The organism is Gimesia benthica, from assembly GCF_009720525.1.
GTDB lineage: Bacteria > Planctomycetota > Planctomycetia > Planctomycetales > Planctomycetaceae > Gimesia > Gimesia benthica.
Map to the genome: position 1 here is coordinate 4049048 of NZ_CP043930.1, position 20521 is coordinate 4069568.

Consider the following 20521-nt stretch of genomic DNA (forward strand, 5'->3'; position numbering starts at 1 on the left):
ATACGTTTATGAATCAATACCAGAGCCAACCAGACTATGTTTCGAACACATATCGTACCATCAGCGGACAACTGGCTGAGTGGGGCATCGAGTTCAGCCCCGATCGCGTTGCTGATCTGACCCCGGAGCAACGAAGTCATCTACAAGCCTGGATCAACACTGGTGTCGACGCCGACGAGGATTGTCAGGCTGAGTTCGCTTCGTTGCCCGATTTCATGGAAAGCGAATTGCTGGAAATGAGGGGAATCCTGGCTTCAGTACCACGGGAAACGATTATCGAGCAGGGCATCATTGCCTGCGAGTCGCAGACCCCGATTGTGGAGAACCCTTATCTGTTTGATACCACGGGTTGGCATCTCTGGCGTCAGGCTTATTGTCGCTGGCACCATGGTGAGTCTCTGGATTTCTCAGATGAAGCGTTGCCATCCGTTACTGATCAAGGGCAATCCAAAAGTGAAATTGATGTAGAGAGCTTGATTCGATTGGCACCAGAACTGGTCAAGGTGGAACGTTCATTAAGTCAATTGCGCCGCAAAGTCAGACAGGCCAAATCGCTACGCAAGCAGTTGCTCACACAGTTGTCGCATTCACTTGAAACGATCTCTCAAGAAGTGGATCTTGAGCAAATGCAGCTTTCATCCGCTGTTTCAGATCGCGAGCAGACAAGATCCGTCCCGAAGCCTGTCAGGGGCTGGACTGAGGGTGAGACAGAGGTCGTCCGTATTCCTGTGACCGGACCAGAGACGAATCGGATCGAAATCCTGTTGACGCAGAATTCAGCGGGGGACTGGCGTTCTGGTTCTCGCTGGTCAGTTGAAACCGATGCTCGAATCGGAAAGCGTTTGAGTGGTGGTGTGTCCCTCGATCAAAGTTCGCAGTCTTTCCCCTCACAAACAGCAGCTCTTCTCAATGCAGTACTGGTTCTTAGTCGTGGTCTGATCGGAAATGCCGAGATCGAGGGGCAGGTAGTCGACTATCTGAATCTGCTGGAAGAGTCACCCGGACAGATCGCAGTTTGCGGAAAATGTGGAAACCACTGGTTGCAAGACGACCTGGATGCACAGGAGATCTGTCCGGATTGCCAGCCAGTGATTGATTCAGCACAGAACTGAGACTGCTATAGAAATTCTGTGAGCCCTTTGATTTGTCTTGCGATGCGTGATCGATCTTGCGATAGTTTAAGTAAGTTAATTAAACGCATTTCCAGCAGGATGGCCATATTCTTCAGAGGGGGAAGCCTACAGTGCAAGATAAATCCAGCCAAACAGACAAGACACATTCTACCATGAACCGCAGACGATTCCTGGCAACCTCTGCGTCTGCGGCTGCCGCCATCGGTTTTGGTGCCCCTGCCATCGTTCGTGGGACCAATTTGAATGAAAAACTGAATATCGCCATCATTGGATCCGGGGGCAGGGGGGGCAGCAATCTGCGCAATGTATCCTCTGAAAACATTACCGTGCTGTGTGATGTCAATGAACAGAATCTGTTTCGAGCCTCACAGAGCCACCCCAAGGCGAAGAAGTTCAAAGATTTTCGGGAAGTCTACGATCATCCCGATCAGTTTGACGCAGTCGTGGTCAGCACGTGCGAGCATACCCATGCTTTCGCAACGCTGCCGGCCCTGCAGATGAAAAAACATGTCTATTGTGAGAAGCCATTGACACACAGTGTCTGGGAAGCGCGCGTGATCCGGGATGCGGCGCGTGAAGCAGGTGTGGCGACACAAATGGGTACTCAGATTCATGCCGGTGAGAACTATCGGCGTGTGGTCGAGTTAATTGAGACCGGAGCCATTGGTCCTGTTCAGGAAGCGCATGTCTGGGTTTCCCGAGCCTGGGGCTGGCATCCGTCAGAAGAAGCTGCCCGGGCTGCGAAAGATCTCGTCTATTCCGAAAAACGTCCCAGTCACAGCGATGAGATTCCGAAGGGGTTGGACTGGGATCTCTGGTTGGGCCCCGCTCCGGAGCGGCCGTTCAACAATATCTATTTCCCCGGTCCCAAATGGTATCGCTGGTGGGATTTTGGGAACGGGACCATGTCCGACCTGGGCAGCCACTGGATCGATCTACCCTTCTGGGCTTTGAAACTCGATTACCCGTTGACCATTGAAGCCGCTGGTCCACCCATCCAGAAAGAGATCGCACCTGCATCTATGCAGGCGGTTTACGAGTATGGGCAGCGTGGAGATCTGCCACCCGTCACCGTAGGCTGGTACCAGGGAACCAATAAGCCCAAACTCTGGGAAGAGGGGAAAATTCCCCAATGGGGAAACGGGGTTCTCTTTGTTGGCGAAAAAGGGATGTTGCTGTCTGACTACAGCAAACACGTTCTGCTGCCAGAGAATGAGTATGCCGACTTTAAACCGCCCGAACCCTACATCCCCAAGTCACTGGGTCATCATGCTGAGTGGATTCATGCCTGTAAAACCGGCGCCCCCACAACCTGCAATTTCGAATATGCAGGTCTGCTGACCGAGGCAAATCATCTGGGGAATGTCGCTTACCGCACGGGGAAAAAGCTGCATTGGGATACACAGACCATGCGTGCCACGAACGCTCCGGAATCAGATCAGTACATCCGTCGCGAATATCGCAAGGGGTGGAAGCTGATTTAGGTCTCATTATGAAACAACCAGTAACAATGCTCGATCAGGAGATCTTCTGGATCGAGCATTTTTTTTCGGCAACAGAGTGCCAGGACTATATCAATTATAGTGAATACCTCGGCTATGAAACCGCAGACGTTGATGTCTATGGTGTCAGAAAGCAGATGGATCAGATTCGTACCAATGAGCGGGCGGATATCGAATCCCAGAAGACTGCTGACGATCTGTGGGAAAAACTCCAGCAGTACACATTACCAGAATCAGACCTGGGAACTGCCGTGGGTTTGAGTCCTTTCATTCGTTTCTACAGATACAGCGGGCCTCAAAAATTTAACATGCATAAGGACGGCACAAAGCAGCTTCCGGGATGTGAATCCCATTTTACTTTTCTGATCTATCTCAATACGGTTGAGCAGGGAGGAGAAACGGTATTTCGAAAAAATGATATTCGTGCCAAACCACAGGCAGGTTGCGGTTTATTATTTGCCACAAGTTGTGGCACTCCGGGACACCAGTGGCTGGAGAAGAAACCAAGTACGTCCTGAGATCGGATCTGCTTTATCATGTGTGACTGGCTGTCATTTAAATTTGAGACTGACCAATTCATTTGAATTAGACAGCACATGTAAATGAGTCTCTGTCAATCTGGTAGAAAGGGCTGTTTCATGTTTGGCTGGTTCCGTTCAAAGCCGACTTGTCCAGTTACTGCAGAGGAGAAATCCTGGATTGAAGGACGCTTTATCTGGCTCATTGACGAGTTTGGTATGTAACGTCTGACGAAAGGGACTTTCATTTTACCCACTGCTGAATTTTTTCCTGATGATTATGATCTCGCACATGGAAGTATTCGCAGCCTGATGAATCGAGTCGCAGAGTATATGGACGTCGATCCCGTTGACTTACGATTGAGATTCTACGAAGAAGCCCGACCCGAGTTCGAAGGGATGATGGCAGAGGGATCTGCTGGTCTGTACGGCAAGGTAGGAAATAAGCATGAGATCTGGCTCGAATTGAATACTCTGGAAGACCCTCTCAGGGCTGTCGCAACACTCGCACACGAAATCGGGCATGTGCTCCTGCTGGGAGAGCGACGGATTTCACCTGATGAAGAAGATCACGAAATGCTGACGGATCTGATCACGGTTTATATGGGAATGGGGCTCTTTCCTGCCAATATGGTCATGCAGGAAAACTACTGGGATGATGGTCCTGTCTCGGGCTGGAGTATGTAACGTCAGGGATATTTGAGTATGAACATGTTCGGATATACATTTGCCTTATATGCGATCGCACGAGGAGAAGTCTCTCCCAAATGGTTATCTCAGCTACGCTTGGATGTGCGAACGGCGTGTAAACAAGGCATGCATTACATCAATGAAACCGGAGATTGCAGCTGTCCATTCGTAACTCCCAGGTAGGACTTTTTTTCTCTGCATCAGCGATTCCAATCGCTGTCTGATTTGCTATTCTTTGGAACTGTAGACACTCTGATCGAATCAGAGTTACTTTTCAGCATGCCAGTTCACGGGTCAGATGCGATGCCTGCACCAACGGAAACTCTCTGGGGATTACCAGTCAAGTTGCAATCTCTGATCCAGGCCGAACTCAACGAAAAAGAGCGGATTTCGTGGGTCGGTACCCCGGACCCTAAACGCTTTGGTATGCGTGCCTGGCCGATGGTGCTGTTTGGGATTCCCTGGACTGCATTTGCTTTGTTCTGGATCGCGGGAGCGTCCGGTTTTAAAATTCCAGACTTCAACAAAGGGTTTGATTTCTTTCCATTATTTGGAATTCCCTTTGTGTTGATTGGGCTTGGGATGCTTACTTCACCTGTCTGGATGATGAAGAAAGCCAGGAATACAGCCTACGTGCTCACCACGGATCGCGCCATCATCTTTGAAAAAAAACTGGCTACTGCAATTCGATCTTTCGAACCGGAGCAACTCCGTAACCTGCGACGTACACAATGGGACGACGGTGCAGGAGATCTGATTTTTGAGCGTCAGGTCGCAGTCGACAATAACCAACAGCGGCAACAGACCGACATTGGTTTTTTGGCGATTCCAGATGTGAAAAAAGTAGAGACATTGGTACGTGAGCTTGCTGAGTCTTCACTATGATATTTCCGTCTGAAATCTGGAAATATTAGTATCTAAAGTAAAACCTGGCTGTGCTTTCTCACGGCCAAGACAATCCCACCTTTCACCATCGCGGCTTGCTTGTCATCTATCAGTTCCACGCCCTCTGTATTTGAAGTGTGGATAATTTCCCCGAACTGAGAGAACAGCCCTTTGAACTCCGACAGGCGACAGTCAAACACACTGTCCGCCGGCTTGTTTCCGGAGAAGTCCGTCCGGATCTGCAGCACGAACGTGCCTCCCGGCTTCAGGAATTCAAACAGCTTGCCGGTTTCTTCGTCGATGTCGATCCCCATGCGGGAAATGCCGCTCAGCTCGTAGTGATACCAGCTCATTCCCCGCACGAAAATCAGGTCGAAGTACCCGTGATCGAAGAACACCCCCAGATCCAGGGCGTTGGCGGCGATGAATGTCGCACCAGAACCCCTCTCCTTCGCCGCCTCGATGCCTTTCTCGGAAAAGTCGACGCCGTACACGTCCATCCCGAACGAGGCCAGCAGAGCGGAATGGTGGCCTTCACCACACCCCAGTTCTAACACCCGGTCTCCGGGAGTCAACCCGAACCGGAACACGATGCTTTCCTGCAGCCATCGCGTCACTTTGTCCGTGTCGTACTTCCAGCCGTTGCCTGATCCATATTTATGGTCATAGAATGACGAATTGCGGGTTCTGCTGTGATTGATCTCGTTTGGCATCATTTCCCCTTCAGGACTTCAAGTTGTTTATCATTTCGATGTTTGGCTAAACCACCGATAGAGTGATCCGGTCCCAGCTTCTGCCGTTCAATACTCTCAACGGTCCACTGCTTGATCTGTTCGCGGAAGTCCGATCCGTGCCCGCTGGTCACCTGGTCGTTTGAGAGCGACGGATTGTGGAGTCTTCTCAGCGCGACTACATCGCTCAGGGCTGCCACTCTGAATCCTGCCAGAATCGCCCGCTCATAGAACTCACTGTCAGCCCCTGCCTTCCAGGGAGCCATGCCGTTGCAACTTTCGTAGACAGACTTGCTGATCAGAGCTGTTGAATTGACGATATTCCCCGAAGGACTGCCGAACCGCACGATCCCCGAGTAATGATAGGGCTTCATCGAGAGTGCGTTCTTCATTCTTCGGTTGCCATCGTCGTAAGTGACAAACTGTTCCATCGCACCGCCGACAATCTGGTAGCCGCGACCGATGGCCTGAAAACTCTTATAGAACCGCATGGGGAGTGAGATGTCGTCTGAGTCCTGGTTCGCAAAGTAACCGTGTTCCAGGTGGTCGAACAGGCGGTTTAGCGTGACGTATGGCCCCACGGGGCCGTCGGCGTTTTTATAAAGCCTGACGTTACCCAGTCGGGAGTATTCCCAGCCGACAGGGTCCGACTCCATCCCGTCGTTGATTAAGTGGATTGTTGTCTCGGCAAAGTTCTGATTGAGAACCGACTTGATCGAGTCTTCCAGGTAGTGATAGTTCGGCTGGTTGTATGGCAGGATCACATCACAAGAGAATGTCTCCCGTTGTTTTTTCGGTTCGATATTCGCGGTGATTGTGGGGATCAGTTTCGGGGGAGCCTGCCTCTGAAGACCAGATCTCGCATTGCTCTCTGATCTAGCTCCGGTTCGGGACTCGAAGAAATGCCGAGCGACTTTCATAACTTCGGAAACACCAGCGACAGCAGACCAGGTGAGTGGCTTGCTGGGGGTGCTGTCGATGTGCTTTTGAAAATCAAAGCCTGCCTTTTTCAGGGCCTCGTATCGGCTCACCTGCTGGCGGTCACCGTGATCGCCGTGATAAAGGTGTCGCACCACTCCGGGAACGCTGTCGATTTTGAGCCCGCTTGTCTCCCAACGTCGCATCATCACGCTGTCACCGCCGCCGAGAATATTCTCTTCGTGGAATCCGTCCTTCCCAAGGATGGACCGCCGAAACGCCACCGCACCGCCCGGCATTCCCGGCCTGCCTTTCAATGATCTTGCGAAACTCGGGTAAGACTTTTCGACACTCCCTGTCTCGGTTTCATATTCGACCGAATCGAAGCATTGAACGACATCGGCGGTCTGCAGTCTCCGAAGTGTGTCGAGAAACCAGTTGCGGTTCCGAAAGATCAGGTCGGCATCGACCACCGCTACCGCATCGACCGACTCCGGTAGTTGCTCGATTGCGATATTCAACAGCCGTTCTTTCTGCCAGATGAAACGCGCGGATTCGTCGCCGCTGATCTTGATCGAATCGTCAAACAGAAACTCACCATCAAACGACAGCTCGCAGAACTGCACCGGAACGTTGATCGATTCACGGAAGCGACTCGCATTATCCGCCACTCTGGGATCGGATAGAGGATTGAAGTAGCAAGTGATAACCACGAGGTTCTGAACCTGCTGTCGCCTGACTTCAGCTCTCTCAGGGCGTTGCGGCCGCTGCGGCTCCGGAGCAGGGCGAGCAGGTACTGGCGGTGGTGCGTTCCCTTCCCATACCGGGCAGCTGTTGCTCTGCGGTTTTGCGAAATCGGTACAGTTCGACCCGTGCGTCAGGCATCGCTGCCCGCTCCGCCTGGGACAATTATTACAAGCGAAGATTCGCTCGCTGAATTGTGCCGCCGCTACTTCACTGTTATCAAATCGCCGAAACTGATTCAGGGCATGTAGGATGCCCGCGTCTTGTTGCATCGTCTGGGGTTTCTTTTTCAAAATGTATTTAGTAAACAGACTCTCGTGTCGGCTCGCCGTTCATGTCGAGCCAGAACTCTCGATTTTCAATCTCGGTCACAACATAGCCGCCACCTCTGACCCACGACGCCACGCCGAACGAGCCCGCCGCGACGTGCTGAAAAACATTGGCAGTCGCCTGATTGATAATACCATGGTCGTTCTTATGATCCGCGTGCGACTGCCCCGTGTGAAGGTGTCCCCAAACACCGTAGTAGCCCCACGTTTCGCCGTCGGCGTTGAGACCGTTTGTGTCGAACCCGGCGGGATCGTAGCCGTTCACATCGAAGCCGTATTGATTGTAACCGTGCTGGTTGTACCTGATTTCGTATGGGAGCCCTGTGGCCGGGTTTACTAACGATTCACCAACAACGGTGCCGGAGTCATCCCGATCAAAGGGGCCGTCTAACAGGTAGGTGTAATTCCCATAGGGACCGTAGTATCCGTCGTAAATGCTGCCGCGACCCCACCCGAAACCATCCCAGTAGCTGCCTCCAAAGTAACCGAAGGGGCCGCCGCCATAGCCACCGTAATAACCGTAGCCACCACCGGGGTAGTATCCCCAGCCGTAGCCCCAAAAACCGGCGGCGTACCCGAACCCGTAACCGTACCACATCTGGTCGCGGGTCATCGGACGCGAAGCCTGTGTTATCTGCACCGAGTGAGTGCCGGGGAGAATCCGATAGTCGTACTCAATCAGGTCCTGTTGCGTGATCGGCGGGATCTCTGGGACACCTCCCAGCAGGTTTACCGGCGGCGTGCCTACGGTGACCACTCGCTGCCAGTGGAGCGGAGGAACGCGAATTCCTGCCAGATCGCCGACAAACTCGATAATGAATCGGCCTGTCAGCGGCCCCGGCGTGTGGATCGCGACGTTATCATCTCCCACCCAGGGTAGAGCCTCAAGGGCCGCCTTGATATCACTGCCATCTGTCGTGATGATGAACGGCCCGACCGTGTTGCCGTAGCCGTCTGTGATCGAGAAAGCGTACTCGTGGCCGAACACCCCCGAGAAGTCGAGCAGAAACTTATGATTCCAGTCGGGGCTGGCCGGGTCGACGTACTCCAGCAGTTCGACTGATACGACTCCTTCCTGAAACGTCTGATTCGTGACCGCCTCTTTGGTCAGGAAGATCACACTCGGCGACGGGTCCTGCTCAGCAGGTGTGATCATCGCGAGCAGATTTTTCGTGGGGTCCTCATCATCAGGTTTCCCCTTAGTCTTCTCACCGGTGTGATACTTATAGATGCCCGATGCGTTCCACGCTGGTGCTTGACTCTGGCTGACCTGAGCATCAGGGAGCTTCAGGTGCCCCTTCGGGTCGCCGATCAGACGCTGCAGCACACCTCTGCCGAACAGATTTTCATAGAGATCCAGCATCGCGTCCGACAGGTCGGACTTCTCCGGCCTGATGTACCTGCCGTGAATCTTCGACATGTCGGTCAACTCTCCCTCGAAGCGGCAGAGGCAGGGAGGGAACGTCAGTCGCCCCTGGTATCCTTTTGGAATCACCTTCGGTCCAGTGAATGCGTAATTCCGTCTTGCTGTGACATACCGCGCTTCGCCGCTGCTCTGACCAGGGACGTATCCGCCGACAGGTAGCCGTACTTCCAGCACGAAATGATCGGCGTTGAAGGTTCGTACCCCGACAATCTCGACCAGACTGTGGTCCGGGATGATCAGATCAATGTCGTCGCGGCGGTCGTCCTTCTCTTCGTAGTCATCGCCGACGTTCAGGCAGGTAAACCATAGACCCGGTGACTCCTTTGCTGAATTCCACATTGTTAGGCCTCCGGGTTGACTTGCTGGGTTTTGTCGATTTTCTGGCCACGCTCTTTGATCATCTCTTTCAGGGCGTTTCTACGCTGCCGCTCGTCAAAGCTCGGCACGACTGGATTCACTTCTGAGTTACGGGAAACCGTCGTCGTCATGCCGCCTGTTGTGTTACGCGAGATTGTCACCTGGTGAATCGCTCCATCGAGATTGATTTTCTTGAGCCCGGCATACACACCGGATCCGGATCCCTTGGTGATGATTCGCAGATTTTCAACGTCGATCACGGCGAGTGCCTGTTTCTCAAGCTCTTCGGTTTTGACATTGTCAACGACCTCGACGAACGAATAGGTCGGAACGCCGTTCCGATCCTTGATCGTATAACGGGCCTGATATGCCTGTACGATCTCGTTTTTCACGATCAACTTTGTGTCGGTTCCAATGGGCACCTTCCTCGGTTGATCCTTCAGATTGCCAGGGAGCTTCGCGGGAGTCGTGCGGTGCTTTTTGTCGAGTTCTTCTCTGTATTCAAACCGGGCTGGTTCGCCGACAGTGTTTTTCAGTGGGGTGGCCAGTTGGATGTACAGTTCTGCGAAGTAGGGTAGCGATTCCTTATCGGACTTCTTCTTCCCGACTTTGATCACTGTCGGAATCATGCGATACATCGGCTCGCTAAACTGAATGATCCCCAGATCCGGTACGATCTCGAACTTGCCGCCGTCGACACTCTGGATCGGATTTGACGGGTCGTCGGTGTTGCTGACTTTGTTTGTGTTGTAATAAAAACCAGCCATCTCGGCAGGCTTGCGAATCAGCTTCCCGGTATAGGAATCAACGGTCAGTTCCGCCCGTGTCTTAAAGCAGGGGAGCACTTGCTCGAACTCTTCGAGCCTGTAGTCGCCGAGCTTTCCGGTGCGGGGATCTTTTTTCTGTGGTCCCGGGATAACTGGCTCCGACTTCAGGAACAGTTCTCGCTTGGCTTCTTCATATTTTATGAGCAGATCGTCATACTTCTTGTCGCCTGGTCTCAGACCCTCATTGACTTTTTCGGCTAATTCGACACCGATTTTGTCGTATTTCTTGCGAAGGAATTCATCTTCCTTCGTGCCGAGTGGATAACTCAGACGGAATGACCGATAGACAGTCTGTTGCGCCAAGCTGTACTGTTCTTTCTTTTTGCGGTACTCGTCTTTATCAACGGGTACACCGTCAGCCTTCTGATCTTCAATATCCTGATAGCTGGCAAGAATGCCATCGAACACCCCCGGCTCTGTGAGACGCCAGTCAGGTTGCTTTGTGTCTTTGTTTTTTGGGACATAGCTCAGGTGGTAGACTGGACGCCACATCCCGTCGATATCCAGTCCAACTGCTTCCAGCGACCAGATCGTTTCGTGCATCGTGATACCACCGACAACAGTCACAGAGTTTGAGACCTCCGGCAGATCAGCTTCAAAGCCACCCGACAGCAGATCATCCGTCGACAGCAGTGCCCCCTCGCCGTATTTCTCGATCGATACCGTGTCGTCCCACTTCAGGCAGACACGAAAACCCAGTGACGTGACGAGATCATTCAGAGCCTGTGCCGGTGGAATACGGTCCCAGTGGACTTCGGGGCGTATTTTTTTGCGGTACTTGAGCTTTTTATTGTCCTCCAGCTGGTCGAGAGCCTTGGTGTTGTATTTCTTCTCTCCCATCGCTTCGAGGCACATTTCTGCAAGCTGACGGACTGTCCGCTCTTTGCGGATCTCGATCACACCATTTTTCTTCATGTTCCAGTGGCCGGAGAAACTACCGAACTTCCACTTCCAGCGGCGGTCAAATACTGGGATCGTCCATATCTCCGAAGATCCAGAACGGCGGAAATTCGCTCGGTCGGGGCGGCACCCTTGAATCAGAATTTGCGTGGTTTTCGTCGAACGGTTTCCCAGTGAATTGACCTCGACAGATTGAGCCTCAAATTGAAACAGCAGATACCCATCCGGTTCGATGGGTGTGTAATCTGGGTCGGATGGGTCCAGTGTCTGCGGTGCCATCTGTATCTGACAGATATCGGGCGTAATACCATGAGAGCGGGAATAACTCGCACTCACAATTTGCTTGATGCCCGGATAGTAAACCGAGCCGACCCCTTCGTGAATTTCACTCATGACGCCCCTTATGTTGTTGTACTAAAGGTCAGCTTGAAGTCCTTGCCCATGTGCAGAGTGCTCATGTCACCACAGTTGTGCAGTTGGATGACTGGACTGGTGATACAACCGGATTCATCGAAGACTTCCGAATCGTCGCTATACTTGTTGATCACAGTGACGTCCTTCGGACGGGCATCCTGATCGAAGACCAGCACCGCATCCCCTGACAAGTTGACCGCTGCGAGTGTGCCGGTGGAGTTGTAATTCACCATCCCCGCAAGAATATTAAGTACCGAGTGTGCTCCGTCATGAATGGTGGTAGTGCCGGCGGTCTGCTGGAATGTTGTGGTTTCCGAGTTGATGTCGAGCACACCACCCGTTTTGGTGATGTTCGTGACGGTCACCCCGGCCCCGAGATATACCGTCGTATCGTCGGTCGCGTCGTCGAAGAACGCCTGGCGTAATGTGGCGACTGTAGAGACTTCTGTCGGGTAGTAGGCGACTCCCAACTCCCCGCGGTTGACGTTGATCACGTTGCTGGGGTGTGTCCCCATGAGAAGAATCGGCGGGGTGTTGCCGTCCGGGCTATCACCGGAGTTGGTGATCAGAACAGTTGATTGAACCGAACCGAGATCGATCTTGATTCGCTCCGAGCCGTCCCCCTCTTTTTCACCGATAAACAGTTCTGTTGCACCGACCTTGAGATAAGTCTCACGGTATTCAAAGTAAGAACTCCCGGTGCCACCGTCGGTGTTGATCCGTGGGAGCCCGATGGTACCGGTGTAGGTCTGTTCGATGTGCAGTTCTGTCAAAGTGACGGCTGATTGATCCAGTCCGTACAGAATATCGACGTCGCTGTCTGCAATGTAGGGCGTATCGCTGTTGACGGGCACTGTGTTCGTGCTCCAGTTGGCAGCAACGTCCCAGCAGTTCGGGCCAGAGTTCGGAGTTGTGGTCGACTGTGAGAGTGGAGTGACGGTTGTTTCTAAGGTTCCCGTCGGGGCGGTAACCCCCTTCGTGGTCTCCGAGACCGATATCACCAGACTTGACGTGTCGATCTGCAGCGACTCGACGTTCGTCAGGGCCAGCGTTCCGATGAATTCAACGACCAGCGCGGTTCCCGGCCAGTCGCCGCCTGTCACACTGACGTTTCCTGAACCGATGGTCGAGATGGATTCAAGCAGAGCCTCAGCTTCAGCTGCTGTTGCGTCGTATGGAATGTCGACTCCGACTCCCTGGTAACTCACATTCACACTTCCAGAAGTAGGAGAACCCGTTAGAGCGAGTGTCTGCACTTCATTGCTGCCGTCTGATGGGAACGGGTAATCTTCACCCGAACCGCTTGCGTAAATTGTTCGCGATTCCGAGAGAGTGAGGGCATCGTTAAAAATGCCCACACTATCGATGTACCCTGAAAGCTGCTGAACCGACTGTGTCAAAACAGAGAGGTAACGTATTGAACTTGCCGCAGCTGCGCCGACAGTGAGACCGGTTGCACTCTCAAGAGCTCCCCCGTTGATTCCGATGCTTAAGGTGGTGTTGTCAGGGTCCCAGATCGCGGTGACGAGATTCCAGGTGTTAAGAGCCAACGTTCCTGTAGTGGTCTTTGTGTGGAACCCACCAGACTTGAGTACATCAAACTTCACATATCCGCTGGGTTCCATCGTTAAGGAGAAGTCATAATTAGAATCTAAAGTTGACGGATAGCTCGAACCGTCGTTTTTGGTTGAGTGCTTGATCACAAGAACAGACCTCGAACCGAGTGAGGACGGTTTCACCCAACAAGTGATTGTGAACGGCTCATCTTCATCAAACTTCCCAACTGTCGAATCGTGGACAGTGTAGGCATAAGATCCACCTTGAATGCATTTTTCGTCGATCCCGCCAGTGATATGGAACGACGAAGAGGAAGTGGAGTAGCTTGCTGTTGCACCCCTTAGAACTGAAGCAGCTATCTCATCAGAGAACGGGTAGTAGTTATTCCCGCTCACAACGGAATCTTCGTTGAAAGTCCAGAAGTAGACCGTCTTGTCTTCCAGGTTGCTGCCACCGGCCGTTGTCTCCGTCACGGTCCCGGTAACCCCGGTCAGGCTGGAAGAATCCACTTCAAGCAGTGCGACATCTGCATATCCGAGATTGTCCTGAAACGTCACGGTAACGTCGGTTCCCGGAAGTGCCCCACCTGAACAAGAGACCGACCCTGTCGGGATGGTTCCCAGTGCTTCGAGAGCGGTTTCAATCGTAGCGGCACTCGCGTTGTAGGCGATGTTGCCCGTCCACTGCCCACCGTACCCAAGCCGGAAAGTCCCACCCGTAGGGTTGTTTGGGCTGGTGATTGTCTGGACTTCATTGACTCCACCGGTCAGACCAGATACGTCAATGGTCATGATCGAGACGTTCGTCCCGGCCAGCGTCCCGATGAATTCCACGGTCCACGGTCCACCTGCTGAACCGGTCACTGTGAAGTCTCCAGAGCTGTAACTTGCCAGCCCTTCGAGCGCTGACTCAACAGTCGCCGCCGATGCGTTGTAAGCGATAGGGGTTGTGGTTTCGTCGTTGAAGGTCAGGGTGAAAGTACCCCCCGTCGCTGCGGTTCCCCCGAGTGTGATGACCTGTTTTTCATTGTTACCTGATCCGATCGAAGTGGTGACGGCGAACGGCTTACCAGCTGTTCTCGATGTGAGATTAATAGTTCCGTCTTCCTCGTCGTTGGCATCGGCCCCGACTGAGGCGGTGATCTCCGTGAATTCAGGGATTGTCGAGGCGTTCCAGGCTGCCATCAACTCAGTTACCACGGCGGACTGTGTGGTTCCTGTGAGCGTCACGGATAGCGTTTTGTGGCCGATGGTGAAAGTAACTGTCTGCCCCGCTTCAATGTCCGTGGGTATAGCGACCGTGTCGATTTGAGCCACAGCGGGGGCGCCGCCGATCCAAATTGGTGAAGCCATATAATCATTCCTTTGTTATGGTGCTGCCGGGAATGGCTGGTTGCGTTCGAATGTGTAATTCCAGAAGATTGGGTACTCGATTGTGTTGTTGTTAATGCGTCGCGGGTTCCCCTGACGGATGACACGGCGGTCCAGCTTTTCGAAGTCTGCAAGATGTGCCAGTGGTGAGTCAGGTGTCGGATATCGCAGCAGGCCGACGCGTCGCCCGCTCTGCTGAATCGTGACGACGCTCGTCTCTGTGAGTTGCTGCTTCTGAAATCGTCCCGTGATCGTCGCCAGATGCGCAAACGTTGGTCCACCGGTTCCGGTGGTCGAGAGCTGCGATTCGTAGTCCAGGATGTAGGGGTCGCCGTTCACGCCGACTGACGTGTCGTAGAGGTATGCAGCCTCCAGCACGATCTGATACTGACGACGGTTCACCAGTTCCCCTGGGGCCGCTCCTCGCTCGAAGCTCGGCGGTTTCACGACGCGAACACCGTAGAGTGTCTGATCGCTTTGAATGTTGAGAACTTTCGTCGCCCCGGACTGCCAGAGGATGTTTCCGTTCTGTCTCGCGTAAGCATTCGACAGTGCCGCCTGCTTCGTGAGCAGGTCAGCTAGCGAGTCACCCTGCAGAATACCGGCGATCGTTAAAGTAATGCTCTCACCGTAGACGAAGCCGGACGGGTTCTCCAAGCCGCGTTTCGCGACGTCAACGGTCACTTCGTATTCAGCGTGGGAGTAGTTGTTGTACGTGAAGATCATGGACTATAGTACCCCCGCATCAACTCACTGTTATTGACCGCTTCCTTTAGTCGTTCGTTACTTCCATATACTGCGTCGAGTAATCCCAGCAGGGCTTGTTCGACTCCAACTCCGGATTGTGTGACCTGATCGGTAGCATTCCCTATTTTTTGTTGTGGATTCTGCTCTTTTCCTTGAGCTTCTTGGCTAAGTGAATTGTCAAGAAAGAATGATGCTGCAGCAGTGGCCGCGCCGCTTGTTCGCAGGAGTCGATGAAGCTCGCTACCTGTAATACTGTCCGAGCTAGTGTACTCTCCCACAACGTCTTTAAAGTGACCGAAAACACTTTTAGACTCAGGAATATTATCGACCCGGTTTTGCTCAACCTGTTTTTGACGACGATCATCATCAACCTGCTGTTGGGCTGCGATCTGCTCCTGATTCAGCTCCTTCAGGCGGTTCGATCCGACCAGCAGGTCATCTTCGACCTGTCTCTGTTCCCGGACGACCCGCTGTTTCTGTGCTTCCGCTTCCTGTTTCTGCTTCCGTGCTTCGGCTTCGGCCTGCTGAGAATCGCGGAACCCGTCGCCGAGACCAGCGGCAACGGCAACTGATCCGGCGGCGATCCCCTGCTGGGCACGGTAGTCGCGGACAATGTCCGAACCGAATCCGGGTGTCCTCTCCAGGAAGCGGATATCACGATCGGAGAGTTGTTCCCCCGCCTGTCTGCGGCGGTTAATATCTTTCAGGCGTTCCTGCTTGTAGCCGCTCAGCTCGGCGAACCGCTGATGCACCGATTTCTGGGCATCCTCCGCTGCCTTGATCGCATCCTTGCTCGCCCTAACCTGATCTTCGGCGACTTTCTTCTGGTCCATCAGAACGGAAAGCCGCTGCCGGTCTGCGTCGATCAAGTATCGGTTCGCCTCTTCGAGTTGCCGGGCGACTCGGAGCTGACCCTCTGTTGAAGCAAATCCATCATTTGCTATGTGCTCCTTTTCCGCTTCGCGGAATTCGAGCAACTCCTGCTCAGCGGCTTTAACCTCACGCAGTGCTTCGATGCGTGTCCGCTCTGCTGAATCGAGCGGGTTGTTGTTGTTTTGGGCGAGTTCGTAGTTGATCCGGTCCTGCAGTGCTGCCGTGGCGCGTGCCGACGAGCGATAACCAGCCTCTTGAGCGGCCCGCTCGGTAAACAGGTCCCGCTGCAGCTCTTTTCGCTGTTTCGCTTCCTCCGCTTTATGGAGATCCTCGGCAGATTTCGCCGCACTGTCGGCGGCGTTCTTCCAGCCGATCACAGCCCCGGTGAGCGTCTCTGTTTTTTCACTGGCCCCGAATAGGCCAGAGATCAATGTCTTCAGCCCCTCGTGTAGTGCAAGACCAGCTGCGACAACAGCAGTGGCCGTTGCTGTGGCCCCGGCGACTGCACCGAGAGAGAGCCCACCGCCCCCGGCGATCTTTGCCCCGAGTGCACCGCCGACCTCAGACGCAATCTTACCGCCAGCGCCGCGAGTTCCTACGGCACCGCCGGCAACACCACCAGTGACGGCAGCCGCACCTTGTGTCGCAGCGACACGGGTATTGCTCGCAGAGAGTAGGGCGTTTGCTGTTGCCTGTGCTCGTGTCGCTTCATTAAGCGAGGTCAGAGCCTCGCGGCCTTTCCAGACCAGCTCGGTGAATCCTTTCAGTGCTTTGTAGCCCGCTTCAACTTTCTGGAAGCCTTGCTCAAATTTCTTGAAATTCTCATCGCTCATCAGACCCAGATTCGCCAGGCCTTCCGTGAGGTCCATCACTCCCTGCAGAGCAGCGAGGCCCGCTTCAGTTGCTTTTTGTTGTGATTCAAGCTGTTTTTTGTGTGCTGCTTTCAGTTTTTCAGAAGCCTTGGCTTCGTTTTCCAGGCATTTCTCACGTTTGTCCGACTCCTTTTTTGTCTTATCAGTCTTCGCGTCTTCCAGGCTCTCCCAGATCCTTTTCATTCTTTTGGTGATTTTTCGGAGCTGACTGACAACCTTTTTATTCGTTTTCTGATTTTCTTCAAGGCTTTCCTCTCCCAGGCGACTAATTGAGTTCAAGAGTTCATTATTAAACTGTTCTCTTTTTTTCAGTTCTTTCTCCGAGATTTTAACGCGAATATCTGCGGCAGCCTTTGCCGCCTTAATTGCCGCTGTTTCTATCTCTTCGAAAGTTTTAATCATTTTCCCGGCAACACTCTTGTTCTTAGGATTTGCGACCAGGCTTAATTGAATAACAACATTTCGTTGTGCTTCGGCTGCTTTAATCATTGTGATCTGTTAGCTCCCATCAGCGCGACCAATTCTTCAAATCTCTTTTTCTCGCTAGACTGATCAACGGTCCTTTGGATTAATCGGGCGTTCCTGCGGACAATTGGATCATCTGGAAATGCTCCGACAGCTTTACATTCGAGATAATGCAAGTATGCCTGAATGTTTCTGTGGGTTAATGTATTCTGTTTCTCTGGTGTTCCCTTCGGACAGCCAGAAGGAGTTTTGCAGAGTGGCAGATGCTTTTGATGCCTGAGATTTGGCCTTCCATCTGCCCTGCCATTATGTGTTTCAACTTTTCCATAACCTTCAGTGCCAGGTGTGTCGTTGTAGGCATATTTCAAGCAGTGGATACAGTCGCGCACTGCAAACTGCGGGTAGAGTAAAATCAACTCTACCCCTGCGATCAGTTTTTTGCCTGTTTCGCCGTTTTATTACCCGATCCATCCGACTCACCAGATAACAGTTCGTCAAAATTCAGGTCGGACTCGTCATTTAACTCCTCTTGAGACCCATCTACATCATCGTCGCTACCATCAAAGCAGGTCACGATATTGAATAGACGGTCTTTCAGTGGTTTTTTAATTCGTTTTAGGTTTTGAGCGTTGATTGGAAGTGGGGAGCCCTGGTGATCCTGCAGGTCCCACTCAATAAGCTGTCGCATTAAAGTCTGATCTACAATTTCACCTTGCGCTTTCGCCGATTTTTCGAAATAATTGTGCATCAACGCCCGTACCGATTCCGGAAGTACGGGACGATATTGAAACCGTACGGTTTCGTGAACGTTTTTTATCTCTTTGATCAATCCGTTTTCTGTATAACCATCTGGAATATAGGCCCTGGCCTGTGATGTAGACATTTCGTGTTTTTCCTTTTCTCAGATCAAGAATTGCATGAAATCAATGATGTGCCGAGTTCACGCATGTGCGTTGGTAACAATGAGACTGGGAGTGCTGCCTGCTTTGCGAACCATGCCTTCCAGAGGCAATCGAGTAACCTGCGCCTTAGTGGTTCCGGGAGTTTTTGAGGGATACTGAATCGTACCGAACGTAAACGTCAGGATGTTGCTCGTGATTTCGGTGTTCGTAAATACCAGTGATCCACCCGCGCCGGTGAGATCCTGTTTTATTAAGTCCAGGTTATCCGTACTCCAGGGGTGATTAGTTGAAAGCGTGATGACTCGATCCAGAAGAGGGAGGTCCACTCGCGTGAGATTATTCTCAAATCGTTCTGTATCCAACTGGTTTTCAATCGTGAGGCTGAATTCACTAAACTCGCGAGTAGTGCTTTGCAAGGTAAGGACACCGTCTTCAAAGCGATATGGACTTTCGGTCGGTGTCGCTAACGTCGGAAAAGTGCCTGCATTTCCTTCTGTTTCTGTTTCGGCTTCGATGTCGAGCTCGATAAAGACCATCTGCCCTGACGAGCCGGTAAATGTCGCGCGAGCAATTCTACATCCTGAGTATGTGTAAACTTTTTCGTCTCGATCGACCATCATGTAGAATTCCGGAAGTGAATCTTCCAGGCCGAATTCATTTGAACTCTCATCACCACCTAAGATCAGCGGTAGCAATGTGTCGAGAGCTAACCGGCTCGCAGCCAGTTTGATAGAGCCGCTACAGCGTTTCTGACCCAGTCTGGTTCGTTCAGCGAGATGCTCGGTCGTACCAGTCGTGCCTCCTGTTTCGTCGATCGTCTGCGTTTCAATGAGCGATTCTGAATCAATAATTTCGATGGGGATTGAACTAGTGTCGAAAGGAAGGGCAGAGTCGATCGCCACACGCGTAAAAGTTCCGATTCCTAAAGTCATGGATTGTTTCCTTATTATTAAATAGCGTCTATCACAGTCATTATGTGGTCTCGCAGTTTTTCGGCCGCGGAATCCTGTAAGTCCTCAGAAATACCAATAAAAGGACGAGCAGGAATTGTTCCAGTTCCGTATTGGTGGAAGGCTGCGTAAAACACACTGGTTCCTAACAATGTTGAATCCTGTGTCACAGTTTCAATATGTCCTGAGCTGTTTGAGATGACGCTCTGCATCAGCTTCCCGGTATCGATCAGAGGACGCGTGCCTGGGTTATGCCCGGGAGGTCTGGGATGTTTAGGAGGTGCCCAGGCAATTCCACCAGAGGATTGACTGTCTAAGAAACCCTCACCCAGAGCACTTGCAAGATCATCATTCCACTTACTCAGGATGTCCGAAGCTTGAGGTTCCGCTAGTCTTTGGACGACTCCATTGAGGAATTCTCTGAGTTCGCTGGTTGTAATTGTTTCAGGCATCGTGAATGGTCCTTGATTTTTTTAATATTGAACCCTGCCAGGCTTTGCACATCGCTGCTTGAGAAGTGATTCCGATTCGTACTGATCTGATCGGCATAGAGTTCGACTGCCTCTGAAACATTGCTGGTTTTAAAACGCAGGCCACCAAAGACATTCGTGCTGACTTTGATAAATTCTGCTGCTTTCACTTCAATTTCATAACTCATTCGCGTGTCTCCCAACTGATAAACCACAGAGTAATTCCTGCATGAAATTCTCCCGCTTCGAACCAGCTGGGGTCGACCACCAGCCCGGGAGCGACATAACTGTTTACGATTGTGTCGACGCCTGCCAGACGAGGTGTGCGAAACTGTTTCAGAATGGCTTCATACCAACTCAGGTACTTGTTTCGATTGGCTGTCTGATTCTGGTTGTCTGTATCAACGATATAGATTCCTACCTGGTATTCGATCTGATCCCTCAAATTTGTACCTTGTGAAGGATTATGCCTGGGTGTTCCAGCTACAATCAGAATCGCAGGAAAATCGGTAACCAGAAAATTTCGAGTCGAAGGAACTTTTTGGATATGCACATGGTCATTGGCGATGTCAGTCAGATTTAGATTCTGTATTTCTGACCGGACTGTCGTGAGGATACTTTCAATAATCGCAGTCATTTCGCCCTCCGGCAGATACATCGCCAATGTGTTCGTAGACGGACACGGGTGACTGACATCACGCTGTAGACTACGCTATTCTGATCGGTGATCGTGTCCCCGGTTTCAATCTCTGCCCCATTCAATAACACGTTGGGGATATTCCAGACGATCCCCTCATGAGCAGAAGTCACCAGGCCTTTGGCTACGTCATTCCGAGTAAGATCTCTCATCCAGGCATGAGAGACTGTGGCCGAAGTAATCGAGTCATTATTCACTCCACGCCTGGTTGTTAGAGTGATCGGTTCTGTGCACGGAACTTTAA

The 20521-nt window shown here is 52.2% G+C and carries 18 protein-coding genes; 5 read left to right on the forward strand and 13 right to left on the reverse strand.

Features of this window, described 5'->3' with window-relative positions:
- Positions 1-8: 8 nt before the first annotated feature.
- The 5 genes from F1728_RS15540 (at position 9) to F1728_RS15560 (ending at position 4728) form a co-directional block, all read left to right on the forward strand.
- Positions 9-1112: a hypothetical protein gene (locus F1728_RS15540; protein ID WP_155364887.1), complete on the forward strand. Its 1104-nt coding sequence runs from the start codon at positions 9-11 to the stop codon at positions 1110-1112.
- Positions 1113-1285: 173 nt separating this feature from the next.
- Positions 1286-2617: a Gfo/Idh/MocA family protein gene (locus F1728_RS15545; protein ID WP_187781902.1), complete on the forward strand. Its 1332-nt coding sequence runs from the start codon at positions 1286-1288 to the stop codon at positions 2615-2617.
- 8 nt (positions 2618-2625) lie between these two features.
- Positions 2626-3153 (forward strand): 2OG-Fe(II) oxygenase, encoded by a 528-nt coding sequence (locus tag F1728_RS15550; RefSeq protein ID WP_155364888.1) that lies wholly within the window; start codon positions 2626-2628, stop codon positions 3151-3153.
- Positions 3154-3465: 312 nt separating this feature from the next.
- Positions 3466-3840, forward strand: a complete 375-nt coding sequence (locus tag F1728_RS15555) for a hypothetical protein (protein WP_155364889.1) — start codon at positions 3466-3468, stop codon at positions 3838-3840.
- Positions 3841-4068: 228 nt separating this feature from the next.
- Positions 4069-4728, forward strand: coding sequence for a hypothetical protein (locus F1728_RS15560; RefSeq protein WP_155364890.1), 660 nt, complete (start codon positions 4069-4071; stop codon positions 4726-4728).
- A 32-nt stretch (positions 4729-4760) separates the two neighbouring features.
- On the opposite strand, the gene F1728_RS15565 is transcribed toward F1728_RS15560, so the two are convergent.
- From F1728_RS15565 to F1728_RS15615, 13 genes are all read right to left on the reverse strand, one after another.
- The gene (locus tag F1728_RS15565) at positions 4761-5444 is read right to left on the reverse strand and encodes a class I SAM-dependent methyltransferase (RefSeq protein ID WP_155364891.1); all 684 of its coding nucleotides are present in this window, start codon (positions 5442-5444) and stop codon (positions 4761-4763) included.
- Positions 5441-7090 (reverse strand): glycosyltransferase, encoded by a 1650-nt coding sequence (locus F1728_RS15570; protein ID WP_194242387.1) that lies wholly within the window; start codon positions 7088-7090, stop codon positions 5441-5443. The genes F1728_RS15565 and F1728_RS15570 overlap by 4 nt, the downstream gene beginning before the upstream one ends.
- Before the next feature lie 37 nt (positions 7091-7127).
- Positions 7128-7262 carry a hypothetical protein gene (locus tag F1728_RS32220; RefSeq protein WP_261344438.1) on the reverse strand — a complete coding sequence of 45 codons (135 nt, stop codon included), beginning with the start codon at positions 7260-7262 and terminating at the stop codon, positions 7128-7130.
- Positions 7263-7421: 159 nt separating this feature from the next.
- Positions 7422-9215, reverse strand: a complete 1794-nt coding sequence (locus F1728_RS15575; protein WP_155364893.1) for a hypothetical protein — start codon at positions 9213-9215, stop codon at positions 7422-7424.
- Positions 9216-9217: 2 nt separating this feature from the next.
- Positions 9218-11353 (reverse strand): hypothetical protein, encoded by a 2136-nt coding sequence (locus F1728_RS15580; protein WP_155364894.1) that lies wholly within the window; start codon positions 11351-11353, stop codon positions 9218-9220.
- 8 nt (positions 11354-11361) lie between these two features.
- Entirely contained in the window at positions 11362-14283 is a 2922-nt protein-coding gene (locus F1728_RS15585; protein ID WP_155364895.1) for a LamG-like jellyroll fold domain-containing protein, read from the reverse strand.
- Between the two features lie 15 nt (positions 14284-14298).
- Positions 14299-15027 carry a hypothetical protein gene (locus F1728_RS15590; protein WP_155364896.1) on the reverse strand — a complete coding sequence of 243 codons (729 nt, stop codon included), beginning with the start codon at positions 15025-15027 and terminating at the stop codon, positions 14299-14301.
- Entirely contained in the window at positions 15024-16976 is a 1953-nt protein-coding gene (locus F1728_RS15595; RefSeq protein ID WP_155364897.1) for a hypothetical protein, read from the reverse strand. Before F1728_RS15595 ends, F1728_RS15590 begins: the two co-directional genes overlap by 4 nt.
- 712 nt (positions 16977-17688) lie before the next feature.
- Positions 17689-18141, reverse strand: a complete 453-nt coding sequence (locus F1728_RS15600) for a hypothetical protein (RefSeq protein ID WP_155364898.1) — start codon at positions 18139-18141, stop codon at positions 17689-17691.
- 57 nt (positions 18142-18198) lie between these two features.
- Positions 18199-19092 (reverse strand): phage tail tube protein, encoded by an 894-nt coding sequence (locus F1728_RS15605; protein ID WP_155364899.1) that lies wholly within the window; start codon positions 19090-19092, stop codon positions 18199-18201.
- Between the two features lie 17 nt (positions 19093-19109).
- Positions 19110-19562, reverse strand: a complete 453-nt coding sequence (locus F1728_RS15610; protein WP_155364900.1) for a phage virion morphogenesis protein — start codon at positions 19560-19562, stop codon at positions 19110-19112.
- Positions 19499-19768, reverse strand: coding sequence for a hypothetical protein (locus tag F1728_RS31270; protein ID WP_194242388.1), 270 nt, complete (start codon positions 19766-19768; stop codon positions 19499-19501). Before F1728_RS31270 ends, F1728_RS15610 begins: the two co-directional genes overlap by 64 nt.
- Positions 19765-20217, reverse strand: a complete 453-nt coding sequence (locus tag F1728_RS15615) for a hypothetical protein (protein WP_155364901.1) — start codon at positions 20215-20217, stop codon at positions 19765-19767. The genes F1728_RS31270 and F1728_RS15615 overlap by 4 nt, the downstream gene beginning before the upstream one ends.
- Between the last annotated feature and the right edge of the window lie 304 nt (positions 20218-20521).

Excerpts from the sequence above, each read along its gene's own strand:
- F1728_RS15550 (WP_155364888.1), top strand. The coding sequence starts at position 2,626 with ATGAAACAACCAGTAACAATGCTCGATCAGGAGATCTTCTGGATCGAG.
- F1728_RS15605 (WP_155364899.1), bottom strand. The coding sequence starts at position 19,092 with ATGACTTTAGGAATCGGAACTTTTACGCGTGTGGCGATCGACTCTGCC.
- F1728_RS15590 (WP_155364896.1), bottom strand. The coding sequence starts at position 15,027 with ATGATCTTCACGTACAACAACTACTCCCACGCTGAATACGAAGTGACC.
- F1728_RS15615 (WP_155364901.1), bottom strand. The coding sequence starts at position 20,217 with ATGACTGCGATTATTGAAAGTATCCTCACGACAGTCCGGTCAGAAATA.
- F1728_RS15585 (WP_155364895.1), bottom strand. The coding sequence starts at position 14,283 with ATGGCTTCACCAATTTGGATCGGCGGCGCCCCCGCTGTGGCTCAAATC.
- F1728_RS15545 (WP_187781902.1), top strand. The coding sequence starts at position 1,286 with ATGAACCGCAGACGATTCCTGGCAACCTCTGCGTCTGCGGCTGCCGCC.
- F1728_RS15555 (WP_155364889.1), top strand. The coding sequence starts at position 3,466 with ATGAATCGAGTCGCAGAGTATATGGACGTCGATCCCGTTGACTTACGA.
- F1728_RS31270 (WP_194242388.1), bottom strand. The coding sequence starts at position 19,768 with ATGAGTTATGAAATTGAAGTGAAAGCAGCAGAATTTATCAAAGTCAGC.
- F1728_RS15565 (WP_155364891.1), bottom strand. The coding sequence starts at position 5,444 with ATGATGCCAAACGAGATCAATCACAGCAGAACCCGCAATTCGTCATTC.
- F1728_RS15540 (WP_155364887.1), top strand. The coding sequence starts at position 9 with ATGAATCAATACCAGAGCCAACCAGACTATGTTTCGAACACATATCGT.
- F1728_RS15575 (WP_155364893.1), bottom strand. The coding sequence starts at position 9,215 with ATGTGGAATTCAGCAAAGGAGTCACCGGGTCTATGGTTTACCTGCCTG.
- F1728_RS32220 (WP_261344438.1), bottom strand. The coding sequence starts at position 7,262 with ATGCCTGACGCACGGGTCGAACTGTACCGATTTCGCAAAACCGCAGAG.
- F1728_RS15600 (WP_155364898.1), bottom strand. The coding sequence starts at position 18,141 with ATGTCTACATCACAGGCCAGGGCCTATATTCCAGATGGTTATACAGAA.
- F1728_RS15595 (WP_155364897.1), bottom strand. The coding sequence starts at position 16,976 with ATGAAAAGGATCTGGGAGAGCCTGGAAGACGCGAAGACTGATAAGACA.
- F1728_RS15610 (WP_155364900.1), bottom strand. The coding sequence starts at position 19,562 with ATGCCTGAAACAATTACAACCAGCGAACTCAGAGAATTCCTCAATGGA.
- F1728_RS15580 (WP_155364894.1), bottom strand. The coding sequence starts at position 11,353 with ATGAGTGAAATTCACGAAGGGGTCGGCTCGGTTTACTATCCGGGCATC.